The 23211-nt window shown below is 73.5% G+C and carries 25 protein-coding genes and 2 pseudogenes; 14 read left to right on the top strand and 13 right to left on the bottom strand.

Annotated features, from left to right (window positions below; all coding sequences use genetic code 11):
- The first annotated feature begins 75 nt into the window (after positions 1-75).
- The 4 genes from EV384_RS18550 to EV384_RS18535 all read left to right on the top strand — a co-directional run bounded on the left by EV384_RS18550 (position 76) and on the right by EV384_RS18535 (position 4546).
- Positions 76-465 carry a hypothetical protein gene (locus tag EV384_RS18550; protein ID WP_130335045.1) on the top strand — a complete coding sequence of 130 codons (390 nt, stop codon included), beginning with the start codon at positions 76-78 and terminating at the stop codon, positions 463-465.
- 259 nt (positions 466-724) lie between these two features.
- Positions 725-985, top strand: coding sequence for a hypothetical protein (locus EV384_RS18545; RefSeq protein ID WP_130335043.1), 261 nt, complete (start codon positions 725-727; stop codon positions 983-985).
- Between the two features lie 8 nt (positions 986-993).
- Positions 994-1881: a hypothetical protein gene (locus tag EV384_RS18540; protein WP_130335041.1), complete on the top strand. Its 888-nt coding sequence runs from the start codon at positions 994-996 to the stop codon at positions 1879-1881.
- Positions 1874-4546, top strand: coding sequence for an FtsK/SpoIIIE domain-containing protein (locus EV384_RS18535; RefSeq protein ID WP_130335039.1), 2673 nt, complete (start codon positions 1874-1876; stop codon positions 4544-4546). The genes EV384_RS18540 and EV384_RS18535 overlap by 8 nt, the downstream gene beginning before the upstream one ends.
- A gap of 13 nt (positions 4547-4559) precedes the next feature.
- On the opposite strand, the gene EV384_RS18530 is transcribed toward EV384_RS18535, so the two are convergent.
- The gene (locus EV384_RS18530; protein WP_130335037.1) at positions 4560-5774 is read right to left on the bottom strand and encodes an RNA-guided endonuclease InsQ/TnpB family protein; all 1215 of its coding nucleotides are present in this window, start codon (positions 5772-5774) and stop codon (positions 4560-4562) included.
- 151 nt (positions 5775-5925) lie between these two features.
- Between EV384_RS18530 and EV384_RS18525 the strand changes: the two genes are divergently transcribed.
- Positions 5926-6594 carry a hypothetical protein gene (locus EV384_RS18525; protein ID WP_130335035.1) on the top strand — a complete coding sequence of 223 codons (669 nt, stop codon included), beginning with the start codon at positions 5926-5928 and terminating at the stop codon, positions 6592-6594.
- A 129-nt stretch (positions 6595-6723) separates the two neighbouring features.
- Here the strand turns inward: EV384_RS18525 and EV384_RS18520 are convergent, their stop codons facing one another.
- Together EV384_RS18520 and EV384_RS18515 are read right to left on the bottom strand one after the other, a co-directional pair.
- Positions 6724-7995 (bottom strand): cupin domain-containing protein, encoded by a 1272-nt coding sequence (locus EV384_RS18520; RefSeq protein WP_130335033.1) that lies wholly within the window; start codon positions 7993-7995, stop codon positions 6724-6726.
- Between the two features lie 9 nt (positions 7996-8004).
- A complete protein-coding gene (locus EV384_RS18515) occupies positions 8005-8295 on the bottom strand; it encodes a hypothetical protein (protein WP_130335031.1) in 291 nt (96 codons plus the stop codon).
- A 228-nt stretch (positions 8296-8523) separates the two neighbouring features.
- On the opposite strand from EV384_RS18515, the gene EV384_RS18510 reads away from it, so the two are divergent.
- The 4 genes from EV384_RS18510 (at position 8524) to EV384_RS18495 (ending at position 12711) form a co-directional block, all read left to right on the top strand.
- Positions 8524-9273, top strand: a complete 750-nt coding sequence (locus tag EV384_RS18510; RefSeq protein WP_130335029.1) for a PIG-L deacetylase family protein — start codon at positions 8524-8526, stop codon at positions 9271-9273.
- A 242-nt stretch (positions 9274-9515) separates the two neighbouring features.
- The gene (locus EV384_RS18505) at positions 9516-10625 is read left to right on the top strand and encodes a low temperature requirement protein A (protein ID WP_242624148.1); all 1110 of its coding nucleotides are present in this window, start codon (positions 9516-9518) and stop codon (positions 10623-10625) included.
- A 115-nt stretch (positions 10626-10740) separates the two neighbouring features.
- Positions 10741-11829: a mechanosensitive ion channel family protein gene (locus EV384_RS18500; RefSeq protein ID WP_242624147.1), complete on the top strand. Its 1089-nt coding sequence runs from the start codon at positions 10741-10743 to the stop codon at positions 11827-11829.
- A 48-nt stretch (positions 11830-11877) separates the two neighbouring features.
- Positions 11878-12711, top strand: a complete 834-nt coding sequence (locus EV384_RS18495; protein ID WP_130335025.1) for a DUF72 domain-containing protein — start codon at positions 11878-11880, stop codon at positions 12709-12711.
- On the opposite strand, the gene EV384_RS18490 is transcribed toward EV384_RS18495, so the two are convergent.
- The 9 genes from EV384_RS18490 to EV384_RS18445 form a co-directional block, all read right to left on the bottom strand.
- Entirely contained in the window at positions 12668-13096 is a 429-nt protein-coding gene (locus EV384_RS18490) for a DUF2267 domain-containing protein (RefSeq protein ID WP_130335023.1), read from the bottom strand. The genes EV384_RS18495 and EV384_RS18490 overlap by 44 nt on opposite strands.
- Positions 13097-13388: 292 nt before the next feature.
- Positions 13389-14261 carry a DUF72 domain-containing protein gene (locus tag EV384_RS18480; protein WP_130335019.1) on the bottom strand — a complete coding sequence of 291 codons (873 nt, stop codon included), beginning with the start codon at positions 14259-14261 and terminating at the stop codon, positions 13389-13391.
- 47 nt (positions 14262-14308) lie between these two features.
- Positions 14309-14707 (bottom strand): TraR/DksA family transcriptional regulator, encoded by a 399-nt coding sequence (locus EV384_RS18475; protein ID WP_130335017.1) that lies wholly within the window; start codon positions 14705-14707, stop codon positions 14309-14311.
- Positions 14708-14896: 189 nt separating this feature from the next.
- Positions 14897-15535 carry a nucleoside/nucleotide kinase family protein gene (locus tag EV384_RS18470; protein ID WP_130335015.1) on the bottom strand — a complete coding sequence of 213 codons (639 nt, stop codon included), beginning with the start codon at positions 15533-15535 and terminating at the stop codon, positions 14897-14899.
- A gap of 50 nt (positions 15536-15585) precedes the next feature.
- Positions 15586-16194 carry a winged helix-turn-helix domain-containing protein gene (locus tag EV384_RS18465; protein WP_130335014.1) on the bottom strand — a complete coding sequence of 203 codons (609 nt, stop codon included), beginning with the start codon at positions 16192-16194 and terminating at the stop codon, positions 15586-15588.
- Positions 16195-16531: 337 nt separating this feature from the next.
- A complete protein-coding gene (locus tag EV384_RS18460) occupies positions 16532-17137 on the bottom strand; it encodes a winged helix-turn-helix domain-containing protein (RefSeq protein ID WP_130335012.1) in 606 nt (201 codons plus the stop codon).
- Between the two features lie 53 nt (positions 17138-17190).
- The gene (locus tag EV384_RS18455) at positions 17191-17682 is read right to left on the bottom strand and encodes a rhodanese-like domain-containing protein (protein ID WP_130335010.1); all 492 of its coding nucleotides are present in this window, start codon (positions 17680-17682) and stop codon (positions 17191-17193) included.
- 62 nt (positions 17683-17744) lie between these two features.
- Positions 17745-18197: a cysteine dioxygenase gene (locus EV384_RS18450; protein WP_130340666.1), complete on the bottom strand. Its 453-nt coding sequence runs from the start codon at positions 18195-18197 to the stop codon at positions 17745-17747.
- Between the two features lie 119 nt (positions 18198-18316).
- On the bottom strand, positions 18317-18694 hold the full coding sequence (locus EV384_RS18445; RefSeq protein ID WP_130335008.1) for a cupin domain-containing protein: 378 nt from the start codon (positions 18692-18694) through the stop codon (positions 18317-18319).
- Between the two features lie 70 nt (positions 18695-18764).
- Here EV384_RS18445 and EV384_RS18440 point away from each other — a divergent pair, with 70 nt between their 5' ends.
- The 5 genes and pseudogenes from EV384_RS18440 to EV384_RS35445 all read left to right on the top strand — a co-directional run bounded on the left by EV384_RS18440 (position 18765) and on the right by EV384_RS35445 (position 22454).
- Positions 18765-19157: an ankyrin repeat domain-containing protein gene (locus EV384_RS18440; RefSeq protein ID WP_130335006.1), complete on the top strand. Its 393-nt coding sequence runs from the start codon at positions 18765-18767 to the stop codon at positions 19155-19157.
- A 68-nt stretch (positions 19158-19225) separates the two neighbouring features.
- Positions 19226-20149, top strand: coding sequence for a DUF3500 domain-containing protein (locus EV384_RS18435; protein ID WP_130340665.1), 924 nt, complete (start codon positions 19226-19228; stop codon positions 20147-20149).
- Between the two features lie 99 nt (positions 20150-20248).
- Positions 20249-20825 (top strand): annotated as a pseudogene (locus EV384_RS18430) (IS607 family transposase).
- Complete coding sequence (locus EV384_RS35450; RefSeq protein ID WP_207232361.1) at positions 20818-21570, top strand: hypothetical protein; 753 nt, start codon at positions 20818-20820, stop codon at positions 21568-21570. The pseudogene EV384_RS18430 and the gene EV384_RS35450 overlap by 8 nt, the downstream one beginning before the upstream one ends.
- On the top strand, positions 21558-22454 hold the full coding sequence (locus EV384_RS35445; RefSeq protein WP_207232360.1) for an IS200/IS605 family accessory protein TnpB-related protein: 897 nt from the start codon (positions 21558-21560) through the stop codon (positions 22452-22454). Before EV384_RS35450 ends, EV384_RS35445 begins: the two co-directional genes overlap by 13 nt.
- Here EV384_RS35445 and EV384_RS18420 read toward each other — a convergent pair.
- Positions 22451-23210: pseudogene (locus tag EV384_RS18420) on the bottom strand (class I SAM-dependent methyltransferase). The gene EV384_RS35445 and the pseudogene EV384_RS18420 sit on opposite strands and share 4 nt — an antisense overlap.
- Position 23211: the final 1 nt, after the last annotated feature.

Here is a 23211-nt window from a genome sequence, read left to right as displayed (position 1 = left end):
GGTGGGCGCGGCACGGTCGGCGGTGGCTACCCGGCGGTCGGCGCGACAAACACCCCCGGGTGGCACGCTGGGGGCATGGAGACCAGTCCGCTGCTCATCGTCGACGGCGCCAACGTGGTCGGTTCCCGGCCGAACGGCTGGTGGCGGGACCGGGCCGGTGCGGCGGCCCGGCTGCGCGACGCCCTCGTGCCGCTGGCCGAGCGGGGTGTGCCGCCGGAGCTGCTCCCGCCGGTGGAGGTGGTGCTGGTGGTGGAGGGGGCGGCGCGGGACGTCCCGGGCGTCCCGGGGGTCCGGGTGGTCTCCGCGCCCGGTTCGGGCGACGACACCATGGTCGACCTGGTCGCGTCCGCGCCGGACCGCCGTCGGGTGGTGGTGACGGCCGACCGTGAGCTGCGCGCGCGGGTGGGCGCGCTCGGGGCCGAGGTGTACGGCCCCCGCTGGCTCCGCCCCGACCCGACCGGCTGACCTGCCCGCCCGTGGTGGCCACCGCCGGGGCCTGGCGGGCTGGCGCCGGAGGGCCGGCTACCGCCCGATGGGACGGCGGGTGACTCGTGGACCGGACCGGGCGGCCCGTCGACGGGACCGCGACGGGCCGGGCCGGCGGGCCTTCCCCGCACGTCAGACACCGAATCGGACAGCCGGGCAGGAACACCGCGAGGGCGGATTTTCGCTCACCCAGCGGGATGGGTTGTAATGGAGATCTCCCCGCCCCCAGGAGGTCCCCGTGGCGAGCGTCGCCGAGCTGAAGGCAGCCATCGATGTCGCCGTCCAACAGATAGGTGACGGGCAGACAGCCGTGCAGGCGGCCGGCGAGAAGCTGGCCGAGGCGCAGCAGACGCTGGCCGGCGCGCTGGAGGGCAGCGGGCACGAGACGGTCGAGGCCGCGCACGCCTCGCTGACCCAGGCCAGCCAGGAGCTGGAGGAGTGCCTCGCCGCGACACTGGTGGCGGTCGAGCAGGCGCAGCTCTACGTGTCGACCCTCTAGGGCCGGCCGTGTCCATCATCGAGGACGTCGGCGCGCAGGTCCGCGCCGCTGCCGAGGAGATGCCGCTCGCCCAGCTGGCGCTGGCGCTGGAGAAGTTCGGCCAGGCCACCGAGCGGCTGCGCTGGGTCCGGCAGGAGTCGGCGAACCCGATGGGGGTGCCGGAGCTCTCCGCCGCCACCGAACACGCCGAGACCGCCGGGTACGCGCTGCGGGTCGCCCAGGAGCAGCTGGCCGGCTATCTGGCCGCGATCGGACTGGCCGCGGACGGCTCGACCGCGCCGCGCCCGGAGGACCGCCGGCCGAAGCACGACGCGCCCCGGGACGCGCCGCCACCGGCGCCGGCGGCTGCGGCGGAGCCGGGCGCCGACCCGACGATGCGGCGCTGGTGGTCGGTGCGGGTGGCGGAGCTGACCGGCGGCCGGGAGGGGCCGCCGGACGAGCCGGACGAGCGGGTCGGCGACGCCCGCGAGCTGCTGCGCCGGGTGGTCACCGGGGTCCGCGCCGGCGACCGGGACCGGCTGCACACCGAGCTGCGCCGGGCGCACGCCGACGTCGGGCTGGGGCTGGCCGCGGTCGCCCCGCCGCTGCTGCGCGACCTGGCCGGCGAACTGCTCGGCCACCCGCCCCGCGCGGACGACCTGGGCCGGCTGCGCCGGGAGTTGGACGGCCGGGTCCGGGACCTGCTGCCCGGGCTGCCACCGCCGGTGCTGGACACCCTGCTCACCCGGGTGTGCCGGATGCCCCCGCCCCGCCGCTCCGGCGACCAGGAGCAGCCGCACGCCGCCGACCCGGCGGTCACCGCCGGGGTGGTCACCGGGGTGCTGCTCGCCCGGCTCGGCCGGGACCTGCCGACCGACGCCGACCAGCGGCAGCCGGCCCGGGGCTCCGATGGCTGACGTCCGCGGTCAACTGGTCACCCGGGTCCGGGGGATGCTCTCCGAGGCGCTCGGCGCCACCCGTAACCGGCTGGCCGACGCCGACGCCGAGCTGGCCGCCGGCACGGAGCGGCTGGCCCGGGTGCGGCGCGCCGCGGCGGCCGTACCGGAACGGGTCGGCGCGGCCCGCGACCGCCGGCTGGCCGAGATCGACGCCCGGCACACCGCGCGGATCGCGGAGCTGGCCCGCCGGGCCGCGGCGGCCGCGCAGCGCGAGGCCCCCGGCGCGGCGTCGGCGCCGTGGTCGCGGTGGCAGGCGACGCCCCCCGGCCGGGCCGAGACGCCCGGCGCGGTGCGGATCGGCACGGTACGGATTCCCGACGCCGAGCCGGTGCCGGCGCTGGTGCCGCTGCTCGACGGGGGCCACGTGCACCTGGCCGGCGGCGACCGGGCGGGCATCGCCGCGGTGGTGCCGGCCCTGCTGCTGCGCTCCGTCGGCCGCGCCGACCCGGGCGGGGTCCGCCTCTTCGGGTACGACCCGGAGCACCTCGGCGGCGGACTGGCCGGGTTCGCCCCGCTGGGCACCGCCGGGCTGCTCACCTTCGTCGGCCCGGGCGGGCTCGGCCGGCTGCTGGACGACCTGGTGGAGCAGATCCGCCGGATCAACGAGACCGTGCTGGCCGGCGAGTACAGCTCGCTGCGCGAGCTGGCCGCGGCGACCGGACGGCGCCCGGAGCCATGGCGGGTGGCGGTGCTGCTCGGCGGCGACGAGCTGTCCCGGCACGAGCGCGGCCAGCTGGACCGGGTGGTCCGCACCGGCGCTGCGTGCGGGGTGCACCTGGTGGTCCGCGGGATCGAACTGCCCGACGACCCGACCGTCTCCCGGGTCGTGGTGGAGCCGGACGACGCCCGGATCGGCGGGCTGCCGGTCACCCTCGACGACCCGCCGCCGGCCACTCTGGTCACCGAGACCTGCCGGGAGGTGGCGTCGCGGGTCAACGCCGGCCCGCCGCCGGCGCCCTTCGCCGACCTGCTCCCACCGCCCGAGCGGATGTGGCAGGAGGACTCGGCGCACGGGCTGACCGCGCCGATCGGCGAGGGACCGCACGGCCGGCCGGTGCTGCTCACCCTCGGCGACTACCCGCCGCACGCCCTGATCGGCGGTCCGTCCGGCACCGGCAAGACGAACCTGATCTTCGCCTGGATCGGCGCGCTGGCCTCCCGCTACTCCCCCGCAGAGCTGGAGTTCTATCTGCTGGACTTCAAGGAGGGGGTGTCCTTCGCCCGGTTCGCTCAGGGTCGGCGGGACCCGAGCTGGCTGCCGCACATGCGGCTGGTCGGAATCAACGTCAACACCGACCGGGAGTTCGGGCTGGCGCTGCTGCGCTTCCTCGCCGAGGAGCTGCGCCGCCGGGCGGACGCCGCCAAGAAGCACGAGGTCACCAAGCTGGCCGAGCTGCGGGCGGTGGACCCGACCGGGCACTGGCCGCGGATCGTCGCGGTCGTCGACGAGTTCCAGGCGCTGCTGGCCGGGCGGGACGTGGTGGCCCGGGAGGCCGCCGACCTGCTGGAAGACCTGGCCCGGCGGGGCCGGTCGCAGGGCATCCACCTGGTGCTCGCCTCGCAGGACGTCCGCGGCATCGAGGCGCTGTGGGGGCGGCCCGCCCTGGTCGCCCAGTTCACCCTGCGCATCGCGCTGCCCAAGGCGCTGCGCATCCTGGCCGAACGCAACGACGCCGCCCAGTCGCTGCCCCGGCACCACGCCGTGGTCAACGCCGAGTCCGGGCTGGCCGAGGGGAACGAGGTGGCCCGGATCCCGTCGGCCAGCGACTGGGAGAGCTGGAGCGAGCTGCAGCACCGGCTGTGGCGGATGCGCCCGGCCGACGCCGCCCCGGCCCGGCTCTTCGACGGCGACGCGATCCCGCGGCTCGCGGACGCGCCGGACTTCCGGGCGCTGACCGCGCCGGAGGAGGGGGTGCCGCGCAGCCCGGTGGCCCTGCTCGGGGAGATCATCGACGTGCAGGCCCGCTCGGCGGCGCTGCGGCTGCCCCGGGCGCCCGGGCGGAACCTGGCGGTGCTCGGCACCCGGGTCGACGAGGCGTGCGCGGTGCTGGACGCCGCCGCCCGGTCCCTGGCCCGTCAGCACCGCCCCGGCACCGCCCGCTTCTCCATCGCCTGCCTCGACCAGGACGCTGACCCGGCCGCCCGGGCCCTCTACGAGGACCTGGCCGACGACGCGGCCTGGTACGACGAGGAGACGCTCCCCGAGCTGATGGCCGAGGTGGGCGACTCGCTCGGCGCGCCGGGCACCCGCAACACCCCGCACTACCTGCTGCTCTACGCGGTCGACGCGGCGTCCGGTCAGCTCGCCGGGCGGGCCGGGCGGCGTACCGGGCTGGAGCAGCTGCGCCGGATCCTGCACGACGGGCCGGAACGGCGTACCCACGTGCTGGCCTGGTGGCGCGGGGTGGCCCGGATGCGGGTGGACCTGGGCGGGCCGGCCGCCCGCACCGACCAGATCGGCGCATGGGTGGCGCTCGACGTGCAGGGCGCGGAGCTGGGCTCCTCGCTCTACCCGGGCACCGGCGGGCCGGACTGGTACCCCCGTTCGTGGCGGGGCCTCTACTTCGACCGGGCGGTGCACCGCACCGGACAGGTGATCATCCCTTATGGTCCGTCCCGTTGACATCCTCCCGGCCCTATAGGACCGGGATTCCCACGGTCGCCCGTCGAGTTTCCTGCTTCGTCACTGACCGCCTCGTCCGGGAGGGCTCCCGTTGAGGGCTTACACCAGCTCCACAGGCAGACACCGCCAGCCCGGCGGCCAGAATGTTCCGCGCCGCGTTCACGTCACGGTCGTGATTGATGCCGCAGTCGCACGTCCATGTGCGGACGTGCAGCGGCATGGTGTCCCGTACGGCTCTGCATGTCGAGCACAGTTTGGAGGAGGGGAACCAACGGTCGACCGCAATCAACTTACGGCCGTACCACTGGGCCTTGTACTCCAGCATGCTGCGGAACTCGCGCCACGCCGCGTCGCTGATGGCGCGGGCGAGTCTGTGGTTTTTCAGCAGGTTCCGAACGGTCAGGTCCTCGATGACGATCGTTTGGTTTTCACGAACGAGCCGAGTGGTGATCTTGTGCAGGTGGTCGCGTCGCCGGTCTGCGATGCGAGCGTGAACCTTGGCGACCTTGCGGCGCGCCTTGTCGCGGTTCGCCGAGCCCTTGGCCTTCCGCGACAACTCCCGATGGGCGCGGGCGAGCCGGGCACGGTCGCGCCGCTCATGCCGAGGGTTGGTGATCTTCTCCCCGGTCGACAAGGTCAGCAGGTTGTCAAGCCCGGCGTCTATCCCGATCGCCGCGGTGGTCGGGGGCAGCGGCTGAACGGTCGGGTCCTCGCACAGCAAGGACACGAACCAACGCCCAGCCGGGTCTTGAGACACCGTCACCGTCGATGGCTTCGCACCCTCGGGGAGAGGGCGGGACCACACGATGTGCAGCGGCTCCGCCATCTTCGCCAACGTCAGCCTGCCGTCCCGGAAGCGGAAAGCGCTGGTCGTGTACTCCGCCGACTTCCGGCACCTCTTCCGCGACTTGAAACGCGGGTACTTCGCGCGTTTGGCGAAGAAGCTGGCGAAGGCCGTCTGAAGATGACGCAGGGCCTGCTGGAGTGGGACCGAGGAAACGTCGTTGAGGTAGGCCAGTTCCTCTGTCTTCTTCCACGCGGTCAGCATCGCCGACGTGGCGTTGTAGGAGACGCGTTCCTGCCGGAGTGTCCACGCCTCGGTACGCGCCGCCAACGCAAGGTTGTAGACCTTCCGCACGCATCCGAACGTGCGCGACAGCTCAGCCGCCTGCGCGTCCGTGGGATAGAAGCGGTACTTGAATGCTCGCTTCACGCGCGTGGTCTTCATGGCTTTCGAACTATCGCATCAACCTGTGACAACCTGCGGGTTGTCGGGAGGGGGCTCGGGTCCACAGTGCCGGCGACCGGCCATCCCTGCCCTGCTCCTCAGGCGTGCGACTCCTTCCGGCGCTGATGCGGGGTTTCTCAAAGGAGTTCCGATGAACGAACCCGTCGCCAGTGAGACGTACGCCGCCCAGATCCGTCGGCTCGCCGAGCTGACCTCCCGGGTCGCCGCCCAGCGCGAGGAGGCGCACACCTGGTACGCGCAGCAGTGCGCCGCGGCCGACCGGGCGGTCGCCGAGGCCACCGCGCAGGTACGCCGCGCCGGGGCGGAGGCGGCCGAGGCGCGGGAGCTGGTGGAGCGGGTCGACGCCGAGGCCGCGCACCTGTGGCAGGAGCTGCGGACCCGGCTGGGGGCGAGCGCGCGGCGGCTGGGTGATCCGCCCGGCCCGGCCCGGGACGCGTCCGGTGACCCGGTGCCGCTGCTGCACGGGGTCCGGGAGCTGCTGGACCGCACCCGTCAGCCGGGTGAGCTGCCGGGCTCGCTCAACCCGCTGCTGGTGCTCTGCGGGGTCGGCGGAGCCGTCGTCGCGTACGTTCTGGGGGTGGGGGCACGGGCGGTCGGCGCCGGATCCGGCGGTGACCTGGCGGTCGGGATGCCGGTGCTGGGGCTGGTGGTGACGCTGCTCGGGCCGCTGGTGGGGTTGGCGCCGGCCCGGCTCCTGGCCGACCGCCGGCACGCCGTCCTGGGCCCCCGCCCGATCACCGTGGTGCTGACCGCCGGCCTGGTGATGACGGTCCTCCTGCTCGCCCTCGCCCCCCGCTGACCGTCCCTCCCCCACCTCGCGGCACCCGCCTGCGGTTGATCATGAAGTTATTGCCGTGACACGCCAGGCGGGTGACAACAACTTCATGATCAACGAGGCCCGGTGCGGGCTGCCGCGAGGTGAAGGTGGTCAGGCGGGGGTGAGGACGGCTTCCTTGAGGAGGCGGCGGGCGAGGACGATGCGGTCGGCGTCGTCATCGAGGCCCGGGAGGTCGCCGATCCGGCTGACCTCGCCGGCGAGGACGGCGCGCAGGGCCGGCTCGCAGGTGCCGGGCAGGGTGATGGTGCGGTCGAACAGGCGCAGCGCCACCGTCCCGTCCCCGGTCGGGGTGAGCTGCCAGCGCAGGCCGGCCCGCGGGGCGACCCGGGTCTCCGCGTCCAGCGTGGACAGCGCCGCCGCCTGGGCCAGCGGGCGGATCGGCGCCGGTCGGGCCGCCGGCCAGGCCCGGTTGCGCAGCCGGGCGGCGACCGCGGCGGGGTCGGCCCGCAGCAGCCAGTCGCGCAGCGCCTCGACCGTCTCGGTCAGCTCCGGCTCGATCGCGTCCGGGTCGGCGACGTCGGTGCCGAAGGGCAGCCCGGCACGCAGCCGGGCGTCCTCGGCGGCGAGCGCGAGCAGCTCCTCGACCAGGGCGTACCGGGTCAGCGCCCGGATGCCGACGGTCAGGTGCAGCGAGCTGGACTCCTGTGCCTGGGCGCTGTGCAGCCAGCCGCGGGGCAGGTAGAGCGCGTCGCCCGGTTCGAGCACCACGTCCAGCGCGGCGGCCCCCTCGGCGGTGGCGGCGACCTCGGCGGCCCGCCCGCCCCAGGGCTGCTTCTCCAGCGGGTCGGGCAGCACCGGCGGATGGATCCGCCAGTGCTTGCGGCCGTCCACCTGGAGCACGAAGACGTCGTGGGTGTCGTAGTGGGTGGCGAAGCCCTGGCTGCCGGCCGGGGTCAGGTAGGCGTTGACCTGCAACGGCTGCCGCAGCGCGGTGCCCAGGTCCCGGGCGAAGTCGACCAGCGCGGGCCAGATCCGGTGCAGGCCCTGCAGCACCAGGGTCGCGCCGGAGGCGTACAGCTCCAGGACCTTCTCGTCGAGGACCTGGTCGTCGATCTCGGCGCCCGCGCCGCCGCCGCCGGTGTAGCGCGCCGTCGGCACGAGCTCGCCGTTCCTGGCCACCCGCAGGAACGGGGTACGCAGACCCCGTCGGCTGAGCAGCTCGTCGGCGTCGGCGGGGCTGAGCAGGTCGGTGAAGCCGCGCGGGTTGGGCAGCTCGGCGGCGCGGGAGAGCAGCGGCGCGGCGCCCCAGTGGGCGGCGGCGAACTTCGCCGGTTCCACCGAGATGCACCGGGCGAGGGCGTCGGTGGCGGAAGACAGAACCGCCGGGCGGCCGAGGCCGCCCGGCGGGTCGATGTGCGTCACGACGATCCGTCAGCGGGCGCTGCCGTCGGCGCCGCCGTCGCGCTGGCCCGGGGTCGCGCCACCGTCGGCCGGACCCTCGGCGCCACCGTCGGCGCCACCGTCCTGCTGGCCCGGGGTCGCGCCACCGTCGGCCGGCCCCTCGGCGCCACGGTCGGCCCCCTGGTCGGCGCCACGCTCCGCGCCACGGTCCGCGCCACCGTCGGCGCCACCGTCCTGCTGGCCCGGGGTAGCCCCGCCGTCGGCCGGGCCCTCGAGGCCGCCGCCGCTGGTGGTCTGCATGTCGTCGTCGTTGAGTGCCATGGGTGCTCCCTCGGGTGTGCCGCCCCGTCGTCCGTCGGGGTCCGTCGTGCAGCGGGTGGTACCCCACGCGCGATCTTCTCTAACCACACGGTAGACGTCGGAACCCGGCGACACGGACGGTTCGCCGGGCCCCGAACCTGGACCATCCGTTGCGGCAGGCCACGCCTGCGGGCGCAGACCGCTGTGCGGTGTCAGGATGTACCGGGAATTGGCCGGCAGGAGGGTCGCATGGCGCAACCGGAGGTCGAGCCGCTGGAGCCGCTGCCCGAGGACTGGCAGCGCGGCCTGGCGGTGGTGGCGCACCCCGACGACCTGGAGTTCGGCGCCGCGGCGGCCGTCGCCCGCTGGACCGAGCAGGGCAAGGAGATCGTCTACTGTCTGGTCACCAGCGGCGAGGCGGGCATCGACGGCTTGCCGCCGGAACGGACCCGGGAGATCCGCGAGCGGGAACAGCGCGGGTCGGCCGCCCTGGTCGGGGTGCCGACCGTGGAGTTCCTCGGCCTCCCCGACGGCCTGCTGGAGTACGGCGTCGCGCTGCGCCGCGAGATCGCCGCGGTGGTCCGCCGGCACCGCCCCGACGTCGTCATCACCAACAACTTCCGGGACACCTGGGACGGGGCGTACGCGCTCAACCAGGCCGACCACATCGCCACCGGCCGCGCGGTGCTGGACGCGGTCCGCGACGCCGGCAACCGGTGGATCTTCCGGGAGCAACTGGTCGACGGCGTCGGGCCGTGGAACCGGGTACGGCAGGTCTGGGCGGCTGCCTCCCCGCAGTCCCGGCACGGGGTGGACGTCACGGCGACCTTCGACCGGGGCGTGGCGTCGCTGCGGGCGCACGAGGAGTACCTGCGCGGGCTCGGGAACGGCGGCCTCGACCCGGAGGAGTTCCTGGAGGGGATCAGCCGGCCCGCCGGCACCCGTCTCGGGGTCCGCTACGGCGCCGCCTTCGAGGTCTTCCACTTCGACCTCTTCTGAACGGTCGAGTCGCGCCTCCGGGTCACGGCGCCTTGCAGGCATGGCGGTGGAGCCGAGCTGCCAACTTCGGCGAGAGTCCGCGTGGGACCTGTGCGCTTCGGAAGGATCGGCCCCAGGGAACGTTCCGCACGCGAGCCGTCCGAGGTGCTGCCATGTCCCAGCCGGCGAGTCATCCACGGGCCCCGTCACGCACCTGGTACCGGCCGATGGTCGCCCGCCCCAGCGACGAGCCGTATCGGAGGGTGACTCCACTCGAGCTGCTCTTCGACCTGTGCTTCGTGGCCGCGGTGCGGCAGGCCGCCGACCGGCTGCACCACAACCTGGGCGAGGCCGACATCGGCCACGGGATCGGCCTCTACCCGGCGGTGTTCTTCGCGATCTGGTGGGCGTGGATGAACTTCACCACGTTCGCCTCCGCGTACGACCCGGAGGACGACGTCTACCGGCTCACCACCCTCGTCCAGATCGCCGGGGCGCTGGTGATCGCCGGTGGGGTGCCCCGCGCCTTCGACCACGGCGACTTCTCCGTCATCACGTACGGGTACGTGATCATGCGCCTGGCGATGGTCGGGCAGTGGTTGCGCGTCGCCCACAGCGACCCCGAGCGGCGAGCCACCGCCTTGCGCTATGCCGTGGGCATCATCGTGCTGCAGGCGGCCTGGATCGCCCGGCTGGCACTGCCCGACGGATGGCCCTGGCTGTTGCCCGGCTTCCTGGCGGTCGCCGTCGCCGAACTGCTGCTGCCGTTCTGGGCCCGGCGCCCCGCTCCGATCATCTGGCACCCGCGCCACATAACCGAGCGGTACGGCCTGTTCACCATCATCGTGCTCGGCGAGTCGGTACTCGCCGCCAGCCTCGCCGTGCAGACCGCCTTCGACAGGGGGACCAAGGCGAGCGCCCTGCTGTCGATCGCCGGTGCCGGTGTGGTGATCGTCTTCGCCATGTGGTGGCTCTATTTCGACCGTCCGGTCGAACACCTGGCAACCTCGCCGCGCGTGGCGCTGCTGTGGGGATACGGCCAGTACCTGATCTTCGCGTCGGCGGCCGCGCTCGGCGCGGGTCTGGCCGTCGACGTCGACTACCAGACCGGCGCGGCACACCTCGGGCGCGTCGCCGCCGGGTACGCGGTGGCCGCGCCGGTCGCCATCTACCTGATCGCGGTCTGGACGCTGCACATCCGCCCGTACGAGCAGCTGAAGATGACGGTGCCGTACTGGTCCACCGCGGCGCTCGTGCTGCTCACCCCCCTCACACCCGCGCCGTCCCGCCTGACCGCTCTGCTCCTCGCCGCCCTCGTCGCCACCACCGTCATCGCCACCCGACGCAGGATGGGCGCTGCGACCGGTCCCTAGGTCCCGCGGTGCCGGCTCGCGTGGCGGCGTCCCAGCGTGCCCATGCGTGCCCGATCGCCGGCCACCCGCCTGGACCTGGTCGTTTCCAGATGCACACCGCACGGCCGGACCTCGCGTGACACCCTCGGACAGGACAAACCTGACCGAGGAGTTGGAGGAGCATGAGCACCACGGCTGGATCGGTCGGCGCCTGATGGGCTTGGTGGCGATCCTGCTGGCCTCGCTGGGAGTGGCCCTACTGCTGGACCGGTTCACCGGCGTGCTCGTCCGGCGAGTCGCCCGCAGCCGCTACCAGTGGTGCCTGACGCCGTTGTATAGGGCCTGCCGACGTCCCGCGATCATGGTGCTGCTGCTCGGAGCGCTGTACTTCGCGATGCCGACAGGGCCGGACTGGTGGATTCGAGCAGTCCGCCACGGGGTCCAGCTGCTGCTGATCGGCGGTACCGCGTGGCTGATCGTCAAGGCCCTGTACGTCACCGAAAGCATCATCTTCAGCCGGCTGCCGGAGGCGGCGGTCTCGGACCGCCGCATCCGGCGCGCCCGCACCCAGATCCGGCCGGTGCGGCGCCTCACCGCGACCGTCGTCACCATCCTGGCGATCGGCCTGATCATGGTCACCTTCCGGCCGGTACGCCTGTTCGGTCTGTCGGTGTTGGGATCGGCCGGAGTGGTCGGCGCGGTGATCGGGCTCTCCGCGCGGACCGCCCTGGGCAACGCCTTCGCCGGAATCCAGGTGGCCTTCGCTGACTCACTGCACGTCGGCGACGTCCTGGTGATCGAGGGTGAGTGGGGCCGCGTCGAGGAGTTGAAGCTGACCAACGTCGTCATCCGACTCTGGGACGACCGGGTGCTCATCCTGCCCACGACCTACTTCACCGAACGCCCGTTCCAGAACTGGACCCGGAACGAAAGCCGGGTGGTCGGCCAGATCAAACTTCACGTGGACCACACCGCCGACCTGGATGACCTACGCACGGAGGCCCGGCGGCTGGTCGAGGCGTCGCCACTCTGGGACCGCGACCAATGGGTGCTGCAGATGGTCGACGCAACCGCACAGAGCGTGGTCATCCAGATCCAGGCCTCCGCCGCCGACGGCCCGAGCGCCTGGGACCTCCGCTGCGACCTCCGCGAGGGCCTGATCCGCTACCTTCGGGATGAACACCCGCAATGGCTCCCCCGCACCCGCAGCGAATACAAGCCCTGAACCTCCGGCAGCGGTACGCCGCAACGAACCTCCAAGGGCGCGATCACAATGATCCTGGTCGGCACCTCCGGCTGGCAGTACCGGGACTGGCGGGAGTGCTTCTACCCGGCGAAGCTGCCGCAGCGGCTCTGGCTGGAGCACTTCGCCGATCGGTTCGCCACGGTCGAGGTGAACAACGCCTTCTACCGGCTGCCCGAGCGGGACACCTTCGTCGCCTGGCGGGCACGCACCCCCGACGACTTCTGCGTGGCGGTGAAGATGAGCCGGTACCTCACCCACGTCAAGCGGTTGCGGGAGCCGGCCGAGCCGGTGGACCGGTTCCTCGGCCGGGCGAGCGGGCTCGGCGACCGGCTCGGGCCCGTGCTCGTGCAACTCCCGCCGAACCTGCGCGCCGACCCCGACGCGCTCGACGCGACGCTGCGGCTCTTCCCCGCCGACGTGCGGGTGGCGGTGGAGGCCCGGCACCCCTCCTGGTGGAGCGACGACACCCGGCGGGTCCTCGAACGGCGCCGGGCCGCGCTGGTCTGGGCCGACCGGCTGAGCCGGCCGGTGGCGCCGCTGTGGCGGACCACCGACTTCGGCTACCTGCGGCTGCACGAGGGGCGCGCCCGCCCGTGGCCACGCTACGGCCGGGCCGCGCTGGCGTCCTGGGTACGTCGGCTGGGCGAGACGTTCGGCGACGCCGAGCCGGCGTACGTCTACTTCAACAACGACCCCGGCGGCGCGGCGATCGTCGACGCGGTCGCCTTCGCCGCGCTGGCCCGGCGGGCCGGCCTCCCGGTCAGCCGGACGCCGAGGGCCCGCCCCACCGGAGTGGAGCGGGCCGGGACGGCGCCGGTCAGGGAATCATCCGGCCCAGGTCCCGCGGCATCTGCGACTTGACGTCCTGCCACTCGCCCTGGGTGACGTGCTGGCGCAGGGTGTCCAGCACCACCTGCACCACTCGCTCCGTGCCGCCCTCCACGTCGTACGGGAAGCCCTGCCGGACCTCGTAGAGGAAGTCTTCCCGGTTCAGCTTGATCGGCACGTTCTCCGGCTGCCAGCCTTCGAAGTAGATGCCGCGTACCAGCACCGGCAACTGCTGAGAAAACTCCACGCTCTGCTGCAGCGGCATCCGGTCGCGCAGCAGGTGCAGCACCGTGCGCAACGCCGCGTACGACTGGTTGCGCTGCTCCTTCGGCCAGCCGTATGCCTGCTCGATGTCCTTGAGGATCAGGTTCGTCTTGTCCAATGAGGACTCGACCGCGGAAATCAGCTGCTCAGCCATCTGCCCACCCCCGTGCGTCGGTTTCCCAGCGTCGGTCGTCGGTGCGGCGCGGCGGCCCGCTGGGCCCCCGCCAGGGCCGGGTCGGGCTGAACCGACCGGGCCGCTCGCCACGCCGGGGCACGTCGGACTTCCCGACCACGTGCAGCACCCCACCGCGGCGTGCATCCGCTACCACCCGCACCGTCATGGCCCACACCTCCTGTCGGCCTGCGGTCGCGTCGGTCGACGGACCGCACACACTGTCCATGCTCCGGGGAGAGCGGGTGAGCCGGCCTCACCCGCTCAGGGTGAATCAGTCCGCGCCGAGCAGGGCCTGCAACTGCTGGCCGTTGCGCTGGGCGTGGTCGCGGTAGCAGTTGTTCATCAGCACGTGCGTCTGCTCGGCCTCACCGGCCAGCTCGCGCAGCTTCGGCGCCCAGTCCCGCAGCTCCCGCTCGGAGTAGCGGTAGCCGAACTTCTCGTGGATGTCCTTGCTGGTCCACTTGTCGCTGTGCCCGTGGAACCGGACCACCGCCAGGTCCGCGGTCGCGGCCAGCACCGGCGGCACCGACGACCGGTGCCCCTGCGGCATGTCTACGCAGACGTACGCCAGGCGGTGCTGGCGCAGGAAGCCCAGCGTCTCGTCCCGGTTCGCCCCGTCGAACCAGGACGCGTGCCGGAACTCGAAGACCGGGCGCAGCGGGGCGCACCGCTTCGCCACCTCGAGCAGGTACTGCTTGTTGTCCCGCTTGATGGTGAACCAGGGCGGGAACTGGAACAGCAGCGCGCCGAGCCGGCCCGCCTCGACCAGCGGGTCCAGGGCGGACAGGAAACGCGTCCAGACCTCCTCGTACGCCTGCGGCGGCAGGTCGTCCGGGTAGACGTTCTTCTTGTCGGTCTCCGGGCGCAGGTCCTTGTAGAGCGCGGCGACCCGGGTCGGATGCCCGGTCAGCAGACTGAACGCCTTGATGTTGAAGGTGAACCCGGGCGGGGTGCGGGCCACCCAGAGCTGCGCCGTCCGCTCGGCGGGCGGCGAGTAGTAGGTGGCGTCCACCTCGACCAGCGGGAACTGCCGGGCGTAGTAGGCCAGCCGCTTCTCCGGGGTGTCCGCGGTCTGCGGGTACCAGCCGGAGTCGAGCAGGGTCCGGTCGGTCCACGAGGCGGTGCCCACCTTGATCTCACCCATGGGTGGAGTCCACCGCGCGTCGGACCGACCGGCAACTCGGGCGGCGCTCAGGCAGCCCGCCGCTCCCGGGTCTGCTTGCAGGCCACGCAGGAGGTGGCGGACGGGAAGATCTCCAGCCGCTCCACCGGGATCGGCGCGGAGCAACCCTCGCAGAACCCGTAGGTGCCCTCCTCGAGCCGGGTCAGCGCGTGCTCGAACTGGGCGCGACGGTCCAGGATGGTGCGCAGCAGGGACTGCGCGGTGTCCCGTTCGGCCGTCTTGGTGCCGCTGTCGGCCTGGTCGTCGCCGGCGGTGTCGCCGACCTCCACCAGGCGCAGCACCTGGCTCTGCAGGACGGCCTGGTCGTACTCCGCGGTCAGCTCGTCGTAGCGCGACCGCAGGGACTGCCGGATCTGGTCGATCTCCGCCTGGGACCGGCCCGTGGCTACCGTGTCGTGGACGAGCATCGCTGCCTGCCTTTCGTGGGGCCTCACATCGGTTCCGGGGCGGTGTAACGCCCCGGACCTGTCCGTCGATGCCCGGGTGAGATCACCCGTGCTCTGTGAGCGGGGCGATTACCCGCAGCCGGAAAGGATCAAACCGCCGATTTTTTCGCCCGTCGACGTCGCTGCCGTCCGGTTCGCCGGCCGGGCCGCTCAGCCGGCATCCCCGGGCTCGACCACGGCCGGGTGGCGGGGGTCGTCGACCCGGACCACCACGTCGGCGAAGGAGGCCGGAGCGACCTCGTCGGCGTACCGGGCGAAGGCGGGCAGCGTCCAGCGCAGCTCCGGGTCGGTACGCCGGGCCAGCGCGGCCGGGGAGAGCGCCAGGTGCACGGTGATGTCGAAGGGCAGCCCGCCGCCGAGCAGCAGCGCCCCGCTGACCAGCACTACGCCACCGGCGGGCAGCTCGACGTACCCGGCCCGGCTGGCCCGGTCGGTGGCGGCGTCCCAGAGCGACGGGAGCAGCCGGCCCGACCCGTCCGCGCCCGCCGGGTCGAGCACCTCCCGGCGCAGCCCGGTCTCGTCGACCCAGCCCTCGTAGTAGGCGTCGGGGTTGGTGCGGCCCTGTTCCAGCCGGAGCGAGGCGGGGCGGAGGAAGTCGGCGGCGAGCACGTGCAGCACCGGGCGCCCGGCGGCACGCAGCGGGTCGACCAGGGCCGCGGCCAGCGCGTCGGGGCCGGCCGCCGGCGGACCGTCGACGGCCACCCGGAGCCGGCCCGGCACGGCGGTGCCGGCGAGCCGGTCGGTCAGCTCGGCGACGAGTCTGTCGGGCGTGATCGGACGGGCGCGCATCCGACCATGGTGCCCGGCCGGGCCGGTGGCCGACCAAGGACCCGGCTGGCTCAGCCGGTGCGGTCGATGGTGACGCGGGCGTCGTCGGAGAGCCGGTAGCCGACGCCGTAGACGGTGGTGACCAGGGGGACGTCCACACCGACCTTGCCGCGCAGCCGTCGGACGTGCACGTCCACCGTGCGGACGCCGGCGTGCTCGTACCCCCAGACCGCGTTGAGCAGCTGCAGCCGGGTGAAGACCCGGCGCGGGTGGGCGACCAGGTGCAGCAGCAGGTCGAACTCCAGCCGGGTCAGCGGCAGCGGCTCACCGTCGCGCAGCACCGAGCGGGAGGCGGCCAGGATGTGCAGGGTCGGGATGGTCGGTGCGAGGGGGCGGGACGGGGACCGGCCGGCCGGCACCGGGTCGGCGCGCCGCTCCACCGGGCCGGCGCCGCTGGTGATGACCGCGTCACCGCGTTCCAGCATCTCCCGGGCGGCCTCCAGCAGCCGGCGCGCGGGTGGGGTCAGGGACTCCTCGCAGGCGAGCGGGATGGACAGGGTCACCGTGAGCACGGGTGCGGCCGTGTTCGCGGGGCGGCGCTGGCCCCCGGGGGGACGACCGGGAACCGCGGGTTGGGACGTATGCCATCCGGCGCGCGACGAGGCGGGGCTGACCGACATGGTCCTCCTTGGCTGGTCCGGGTATCTCCCCACGGCCCGGGACGCCGCTTCATCGATGCTTCCCGGCGCCTGTGCGAGGGTCAAGGGGCGGCTACGTTGCATGAATGTGACAATTGACGAACACATCGGAGCCACCCGCTCGCTCTCCGTGCGAGGCAGGATGATTACAGCAGAGTCGTCGAGTTGGCCCGTTAAGGGGGGTCCCCGGCCGGTTCACATTGGCCGGTGGGGTCGCGGGGCCGCTGCTCACGCGGCGAGGAGAACGCGCGGACGCCGGGCGCCCGGGGCGGCGGATCCGACCCCGGGCACCGGCGCGGCGAGGGGTCCGCCCGTCGGCTCAGCGCTCCCGGTCCACCTCGACGCGGGCCTCGTCGGCGAGCCGGTAGCCCACGCCGTACACCGTGGTCACCAGCGGGGTGTCGGCGCCGAGCTTGGCGCGCAGCCGGCGGACGTGCACGTCCACGGTGCGCGCCACCGCGTGCTCGTAGCCCCAGACGCCGGCGAGCAGCTGCCGGCGGGTGAAGACCCGACGCGGGTGCTCGGCGAGGAAGAGCAGCAGGTCGTACTCGATCCGGGTCAGCGGGATCTCCCGCGGACCCTGGCGGACGATCCGGGAGCCGGCCAGGATCCGTACCGGGTCCGGACCGGCCTGCGGGGCCGGCGGCCCGGCGACCAGGGCGGGGTGCGTCGGCGGGCCGATCGGGACAGCGGCGCGCGGCCGGCCGGCGAGGGCGGGGCCCGAGGTCTCGTGGTGGAGCACCCCCTCGCCCGTCTCGGCCAGCTCGCCGAGCAGATCGACCAGCCGGGCCAGGCCGGGCGTCAGCGCACCGGCGGCGATCTCGAGGGTGATGGTCAGGGTCGGCTCGGTGCGGGGCCGGGGCGGCGCGGCCCAGTCGGTACGGCCGGGCCGGTGTGGACGCGGGGAGATGGCGACGACGGACATGGGGCCTCCTGAGCTGGCGGTCGCGCCCGCCACGCCGAGGTACGGCGCGACGGTCAGCGGGGTGCCCGGCCGGCGGTGACCGGGGGCGCGGCGGACGTGGGGCGGTGCGGCGGGGTGGGACCGAGGGTGGGCAGCCCGGCGATGCGCCAGGCGGCGAACCCGCCGGCCACATCGGTGGCCCGGTACAGGCCGAGCTCCTGGAGGGCGGCGGCGGCCAGCGAGGAGGTGTAGCCCTCCTGGCAGAGGATCACCACCGGCACGTCGTAGTCGACGGCCTGGGGCAGCCGGGCCGGGCAGCGCGGGTCGAACCGCCACTCGAGCACGTTGCGCTCCACGGCGAGGGCACCGGGGACGGTGCCGTGCGCGGCGCGCTGGCCCGCCGGCCGGATGTCGACCAGCAACGCCCCCGACCGGTACGCGAGGTGGGCCTGCTCGGGGTCGAGCCGGCGCAGCCGGGCGCGGGCGGCGGCGAGGATCTCCTCGATCCCTCGGGAGCCGGACGGCGGGACCGGACAGCTCTCGGTACGGGTCCGGGTGTGCGGCATGGTCGGGTCCTTCCAGGCGGATGTCGGGTCTGCGGGCGGGAGGGGTCGCGCGCCGGGCGGGTTCACCACGCCACTCCGGCCTCGGCCACGTCGGCGATCAGGAGCTGCCCGTCGCGGAGCCGGTAGCGGGTCATCCGGCGCAGCGCGGGCCGGTAGACGTGCACGCTGACCGCCGGCTGGTCGCCCCGGTTGGTCACGACGTGCACGTGCCGGGCGCCGAAGCGCCGGCCGGCGCCGGCGGCCAGCCGGCGCGGACGCAGCCGGCCGCCGCTGACCGTCTCCTCGGTGAGGGTGCCGGCGACGACCAGGAAGGCACCGGACGAGCCGCCGTGGTCGTGCAGGTCGGTGCCCTGCCCGGGCAGCCAGCTCAGCGCCCAGACCTCGTGGTCGGGCCTGGCCGCGAGCCGCGCGTACCACCGCTGCGCCCGGTCGAAGCGCAGCGGGACCGGCCACCGCGGCGGGTCCGCGTACCGGGCGGCGAGGGCGAGCAGGTCGACGGGGTGTGCGCTGGTCATGGGCGGGTCGTCCTCCCGGGTGCGGAGCGGCGCGTGCCCCTCCACCATAGAAGGCTAACCCTATGGGTTTAGTAGGTAATACCGAATGCTGGGACGGCTGCGGCCGTCGCGTCGGCCGGTCAGCGGAGCAGCGGCGGGCCCACCCGGTAGCCGGGCACCGACGGCCAGCGCACCGTCAGCACCACCGACTCCCGCTCCGCGTACCAGGAATGGTCGACGCCCCGGCCCCACACCACGTAGTCGCCGGGCGTGCCGAGCACCACCGTGCGATCCGGCAGCTCCACCCGGAACCGGCCGCTGATCAGCACCAGCAGCGCGGTGCGGCGCTCGCCGGTGGCCCACTGTGCACGGGCCTCCCCCGCCGGGTGCACGCCCCACTTCACCTCGACCTCGGTGCTGTGCCGGACGTCCCCCGGCGGCCTGAAATGGCCGAGCAGCCAGCCGGTGTCGGTGGCCCCGTCCACGCCCGCGTTGCCGACGTACACCGAATCGTCCATCCGCCCCTCCCGCGCGCCGGGCTGGCAAGCTACCAGGCGCGGCCGGACCGGGTCCCACTAGCCTGGACGGATGACCGACGATCTCGACGCGGAGACGCTCGCCTTCGCGCACCGGATGTTCGACCTGGCGCGCGGCGGGGCGACCGAGGAGCTGGCCGGATACGTCGACGCCGGCCTGCCGGTCGACATGACCAACGAAAAGGGCGACACGCTGCTGATCCTCGCCGCGTACCACGCCCATCCGGCGACCGTGGCCGCGCTGCTGGCCCGGGGCGCCGACCACGCGCGGATCAACGACCGGGGTCAGACGGCGCTCGCCGCGGCGATCTTCCGGAAGAACACCGAGGCGATACGGGCGCTGCTCGACGCCGGCGCCGACCCGGACCACGGCAGCCCCTCCGCGGTGGAGACGGCCCGCTTCTTCGACCTGCCGGAGATGCTGGCGGCGCTCGGCCGGAGCTGACCCACCTGCCGGCGCGCCGACCGCCGGGACGGTATACAGGGTCGGTGGAGGATCCCGTACCCGAGCAGATGCGCACGGCGGCCAGCGCCCTGCTGGCGGCGCTCGACGAGTCGGGCCGGCGGCGCGCCGGCCACGCCTTCGACGACGAGCCGGCCCGGCGGTGGCTGGAGTACCGGCCCCGACCCCGACCCGGCGTGCCCCTCGCCGACCTGGCCGTGGCGGCCCGCAAGGCGGCGCACCGGCTGCTCGCCACCGCGCTGAGCCCGCCGGCGTACGCGCAGGCGATGGCGATCATCGCCCTGGAGGAGGTGCTCGACCGGGCGGAGGGCTGGCGGCGCGGCCGACACAGCGGCGACTACTGGGTGGCCCTCTTCGGCGACCCGGCCGCCGACGACCGGTGGGGCTGGCGGATCGAGGGGCACCACCTCTCGGTGAGCATGACCGTGGTCGACGACCAGGTCTCCCCCGCCCCGCTCTTCTTCGGCGCCAACCCGGCCACGGTCCGGCACGCCGGCCGGCCGGTCTCCCGGCCGCTCGGCGCCGAGGAGGACCTGGCCCGGGAGCTGCTCGACGCGCTCGGACCGGCGGGACGGGCCGCCGCGATCGTCGCGGACGAGGCGCCCACCGACATCATCAGCGCCACCCGGCCGACCGCGCCCGGCCGGCTCGACCCGCTCGGGGTGCCCCGGAACCGGCTCACGGCGACCGGCCGGGCGCTGCTCGATCAGCTCGTCGCCCTCTACCTCGACCGCCTCCCGCCGGAGCTGGCCGCCCGGGAGGCCGACCGGCTCGACGGCGGGGAGCTGCACTTCGCCTGGGCCGGCCCGACCCGGCCGGGGCAGCGACACTACTACCGGGTCCAGGGCGACGACCTGCTGATCGAGTACGACAACACCAGCGACGACGGCAACCACGCGCACACCGTCCTGCGCCGCCCGGCCAGCGACTTCGGCGCCGACGTCCTCGCCGCCCACCACGCCACCGCCCACTGACCCCCCCGGTGGGGGCTCCGGTCAGGGGTGGTCAACTGTTCGCCTCCGAGGTCGTGTGAGTGAGGGTAAGCATGATCGAGTGAGTGCTATTTTCTTCGTGTGAATCTGACGGAATGGGCGAGGGGCGTAGGGCGTGCATCCGCAGACCGCGTATCGCTGGTTCCGTGATGGGACGTTGCCGGTACCGGCTCAGCGGGTCGGACCGTGCATGATCTTGGTGAACGTCGAAGCCAACACCACACCCGAGGCGGTCGACGGCCTGGGCCTGTATGCGAGGGTCTCGTCCCACGATCAGAAAGATGGTCTTGAGGGGCAGGTCGCCCGACTGACCCGATGGGCCGCTTCCGCTGGGCATCGGGTGGTGCGGGTGGAGTCCGAGGTTGGCTCGGGCATGAACGGTGCCCGGTCGAAGGTGAAGCGGCTGCTGGCCGATGCGGGCGTGACCACGATCGTGGTGGAGCACAAAGACCGGCTCGGGCGAATGAACGTCGAGCTGGTTGAGGCTGCCCTGTCCGCCGCCGGGCGCCGTCTGGTGGTGCTGGATGACGGCGAGGTCGAAGGCGACCTGGTGCGCGACATGGTAGAGGTGCTGACATCGTTCTGCGCCGGTCTTTACGGGCGCCGTTCGGCCCGCAACCGTGCGCAGAAGGCCCTGGAGGCCGCCGAGCATGGCTGATTCCAAGCTACGGCCGATCGACCCGCCGTTCGTCGGCCTCGGCCCCTCGGGAGTGGCGATCCGGGACCGGCTCAAGGGCCTCACGCCTGCGGATGAGAAAGTTCTCCGCGCCGTAGGTGAGCATCTCGGTGTTCTGGCGGGGCGGGATCTCAAGGCGCGTTGCGCTGCCGGTCTGGATCACGACACCGACGCGTGGGCGGATCGGAAGCGTGCTCTGACCGAGGATTCTTCCTCGCGGTGGGCCGGGTCGATCTCGAAAGCTTCGCACGATCAGTGGGCGCTGTCTCGACGCGCCCAGCTCGCGCACATCCAGTTTCTTGAGGCCGGTATCGCGACGATCGGGCACCGCCTGTCGCTGCCGGTGGGCGAGAAGGGCAGCAAGCGGGCGCCGGGCGGCTACCGCACCCGGCAGGAGTGGTTCGCCAAGACGCGCCGCCTGCACCTGCTCCAGTGCCGGCTGGAGGCCGAGCGGGCCGACCGGGAACAGGGCCGCGTACGCGTGGTACGCGGCGGCAAGCGGCTGCTGAATGCCCGCAACAACCTGGAGGACGCCCAGCTCACTGAGCCACAGTGGCGCCGCAGGTGGGAAGCCGAGCGGCGGTTCCTCCAAGCCGACGGAGAGTCCGGGAAGCGGTTCGGAAACGAGACGATCCGCTCACCCCCGACGGCGAAGTCTCCCTCAAACTGCCCGCGCCGCTGGCACACCTGGCCAACGCACGGCACGGCCGATACGTGCTCGCCGTGAAGGTGTCTTTCCCGCATCGGGGCGAGCAGTGGCGCGACCGTGTCACCGCGAACCGGGCGGTGGCCTACCGCATCCACGAAGACGTCGCCAAGGGCCGCTGGTACCTGACCGCTTCGTGGACGATCCCGCCGGTCAAGACCGCGCCCCTGAACGCCGCCCGTGTCGGCGGCCTGATCGGCGTGGACACCAACGCCGACCACCTGGCCGCCTGGCGTCTGGATGAGCACGGCAACCCGCTCGGCGCCCCGCTCACCTACGGCTACGACCTGTCCGGCACCGCGCAGCACCGTGATGCCCAGGTCCGGCATGCGCTCATCCGGCTGCTGCACTTCGCCAAGCGGCACAACCTGTCGATCGCGGTCGAAGACCTCGACTTCGCAGCGGAGAAGACCCGCGAGAAGCACGGCCGCCGCAAGCGGTTCCGCAAGCTGATCTCCGGCATGCCCGTGAGCAACCTACGCGCCCGGCTCGTCAGTATGGCGACCGAACTCGGCATCACCATCGTCGTCGTGGACCCGGCCTACACGAGCAAGTGGGGCGCGCAGCACTGGCAGAAGCCCTTCACCAGCAAGAATCGCAAGACCACTCGCCATCACGCGGCAGCGGTGGCGATCGGACGGCGTGCCCTGGGGGGGCACCCGATCCGGCGACGGACGGCACCGCCTCCGCACGACCAGAGTGATCGTGCCGGGCATCGGACCGCCCAGGCCGGACCGGGCACCACACGGCGCGAGGAAACCCGCCCCCGCATTCCCGGACCACGGACACGATCGGTCGGCGCCGGATGCGGTGAGAACGCGGGGGACCAGAACGCCCAACACCGTTCGGGGCGTTCGGCCGAGCACGGGTTCTGGCAACAGAACTCACTCCCGCTCAGTCTTTAGGAACGGTGGCGGGCTTCGATGAGGAAGCGTTGGGCGTGGGCGACGAAGGGGCCCTCGGCGCGGATGCGGTCGTGCAGGCGGCGCAGCTCGTCGCGGTAGCGGTCGACGGTGAAGCCGGGCACGGTCCAGATCACCTTGCGCAGGAAGTACACCACGGCGGCGATGTCGTGGAAGACCGTCCGCAGGGTGGCCGTACGCAGTTCGACGACCTCCAGGCCGGCGGCCCGGGCGGCGGCGACCGCCTGCTCCGGATGCCGGCTGGCCGGCGGTGGGAGCGGGCCGAGGATCGCCTCGCTCAGCTCGCGGACCGTGCCCGCCCCGATCTGCTGGGACAGATAGCTCCCACCGGGGCGGAGCACCCGGGCGATCTCGTACCACCAGGTCTCCACCGGGTCGGCTGGTGACCAGGTCGAACGCGCCGTCCCGGAACGGCAGTGGGGGCGTCCCGGCCACCCGCACCACGGTGGCGCCGACCCGGCGCACTGTATGGCGGGCGACCTCGACGTTCGGCGGCCAGGCCTCGGTGGCGACCAGCAGCGGCGGCGGCGTGGGCGTCTCGGCGAGCACCTCTCCCCCGCCGGTGTCGATGTCGAGCGCGGCGGCGACGGTGGCCATCCGGGCGCCGACCAGCCGGGCGTAGCGCCACGGGGGGCGCTCCTCGGTGGCCCGCCCGGCCAGCCAGGAGAAGTCCCAGCCGTCGACCGGCACCCCGGCGCCCTCGGCGATCAGGTCATCGAAGTCACGGTCCGCGCGCATT

It is taken from the genome of Micromonospora kangleipakensis (genome assembly GCF_004217615.1).
GTDB classification, from domain to species: Bacteria; Actinomycetota; Actinomycetes; order Mycobacteriales; family Micromonosporaceae; genus Micromonospora; species Micromonospora kangleipakensis.
The sequence above is the reverse complement of the archived record's forward strand: the minus strand, read 5'-3'. Positions and strand labels throughout refer to the sequence as shown.

Coding starts and splice junctions, on each gene's coding strand:
- EV384_RS18550 (WP_130335045.1), top strand. CDS start 76: ATGGAGACCAGTCCGCTGCTCATCGTCGACGGCGCCAACGTGGTCGGT.
- EV384_RS18535 (WP_130335039.1), top strand. CDS start 1,874: ATGGCTGACGTCCGCGGTCAACTGGTCACCCGGGTCCGGGGGATGCTC.
- EV384_RS18530 (WP_130335037.1), bottom strand. CDS start 5,774: ATGAAGACCACGCGCGTGAAGCGAGCATTCAAGTACCGCTTCTATCCC.
- EV384_RS18525 (WP_130335035.1), top strand. CDS start 5,926: ATGAACGAACCCGTCGCCAGTGAGACGTACGCCGCCCAGATCCGTCGG.
- EV384_RS18515 (WP_130335031.1), bottom strand. CDS start 8,295: ATGGCACTCAACGACGACGACATGCAGACCACCAGCGGCGGCGGCCTC.
- EV384_RS18510 (WP_130335029.1), top strand. CDS start 8,524: ATGGCGCAACCGGAGGTCGAGCCGCTGGAGCCGCTGCCCGAGGACTGG.
- EV384_RS18495 (WP_130335025.1), top strand. CDS start 11,878: ATGATCCTGGTCGGCACCTCCGGCTGGCAGTACCGGGACTGGCGGGAG.
- EV384_RS18490 (WP_130335023.1), bottom strand. CDS start 13,096: ATGGCTGAGCAGCTGATTTCCGCGGTCGAGTCCTCATTGGACAAGACG.
- EV384_RS18480 (WP_130335019.1), bottom strand. CDS start 14,261: ATGGGTGAGATCAAGGTGGGCACCGCCTCGTGGACCGACCGGACCCTG.
- EV384_RS18475 (WP_130335017.1), bottom strand. CDS start 14,707: ATGCTCGTCCACGACACGGTAGCCACGGGCCGGTCCCAGGCGGAGATC.
- EV384_RS18470 (WP_130335015.1), bottom strand. CDS start 15,535: ATGCGCGCCCGTCCGATCACGCCCGACAGACTCGTCGCCGAGCTGACC.
- EV384_RS18465 (WP_130335014.1), bottom strand. CDS start 16,194: ATGTCGGTCAGCCCCGCCTCGTCGCGCGCCGGATGGCATACGTCCCAA.
- EV384_RS18460 (WP_130335012.1), bottom strand. CDS start 17,137: ATGTCCGTCGTCGCCATCTCCCCGCGTCCACACCGGCCCGGCCGTACC.
- EV384_RS18455 (WP_130335010.1), bottom strand. CDS start 17,682: ATGCCGCACACCCGGACCCGTACCGAGAGCTGTCCGGTCCCGCCGTCC.
- EV384_RS18450 (WP_130340666.1), bottom strand. CDS start 18,197: ATGACCAGCGCACACCCCGTCGACCTGCTCGCCCTCGCCGCCCGGTAC.
- EV384_RS18445 (WP_130335008.1), bottom strand. CDS start 18,694: ATGGACGATTCGGTGTACGTCGGCAACGCGGGCGTGGACGGGGCCACC.
- EV384_RS18440 (WP_130335006.1), top strand. CDS start 18,765: ATGACCGACGATCTCGACGCGGAGACGCTCGCCTTCGCGCACCGGATG.
- EV384_RS18435 (WP_130340665.1), top strand. CDS start 19,226: ATGCGCACGGCGGCCAGCGCCCTGCTGGCGGCGCTCGACGAGTCGGGC.
- EV384_RS35450 (WP_207232361.1), top strand. CDS start 20,818: ATGGCTGATTCCAAGCTACGGCCGATCGACCCGCCGTTCGTCGGCCTC.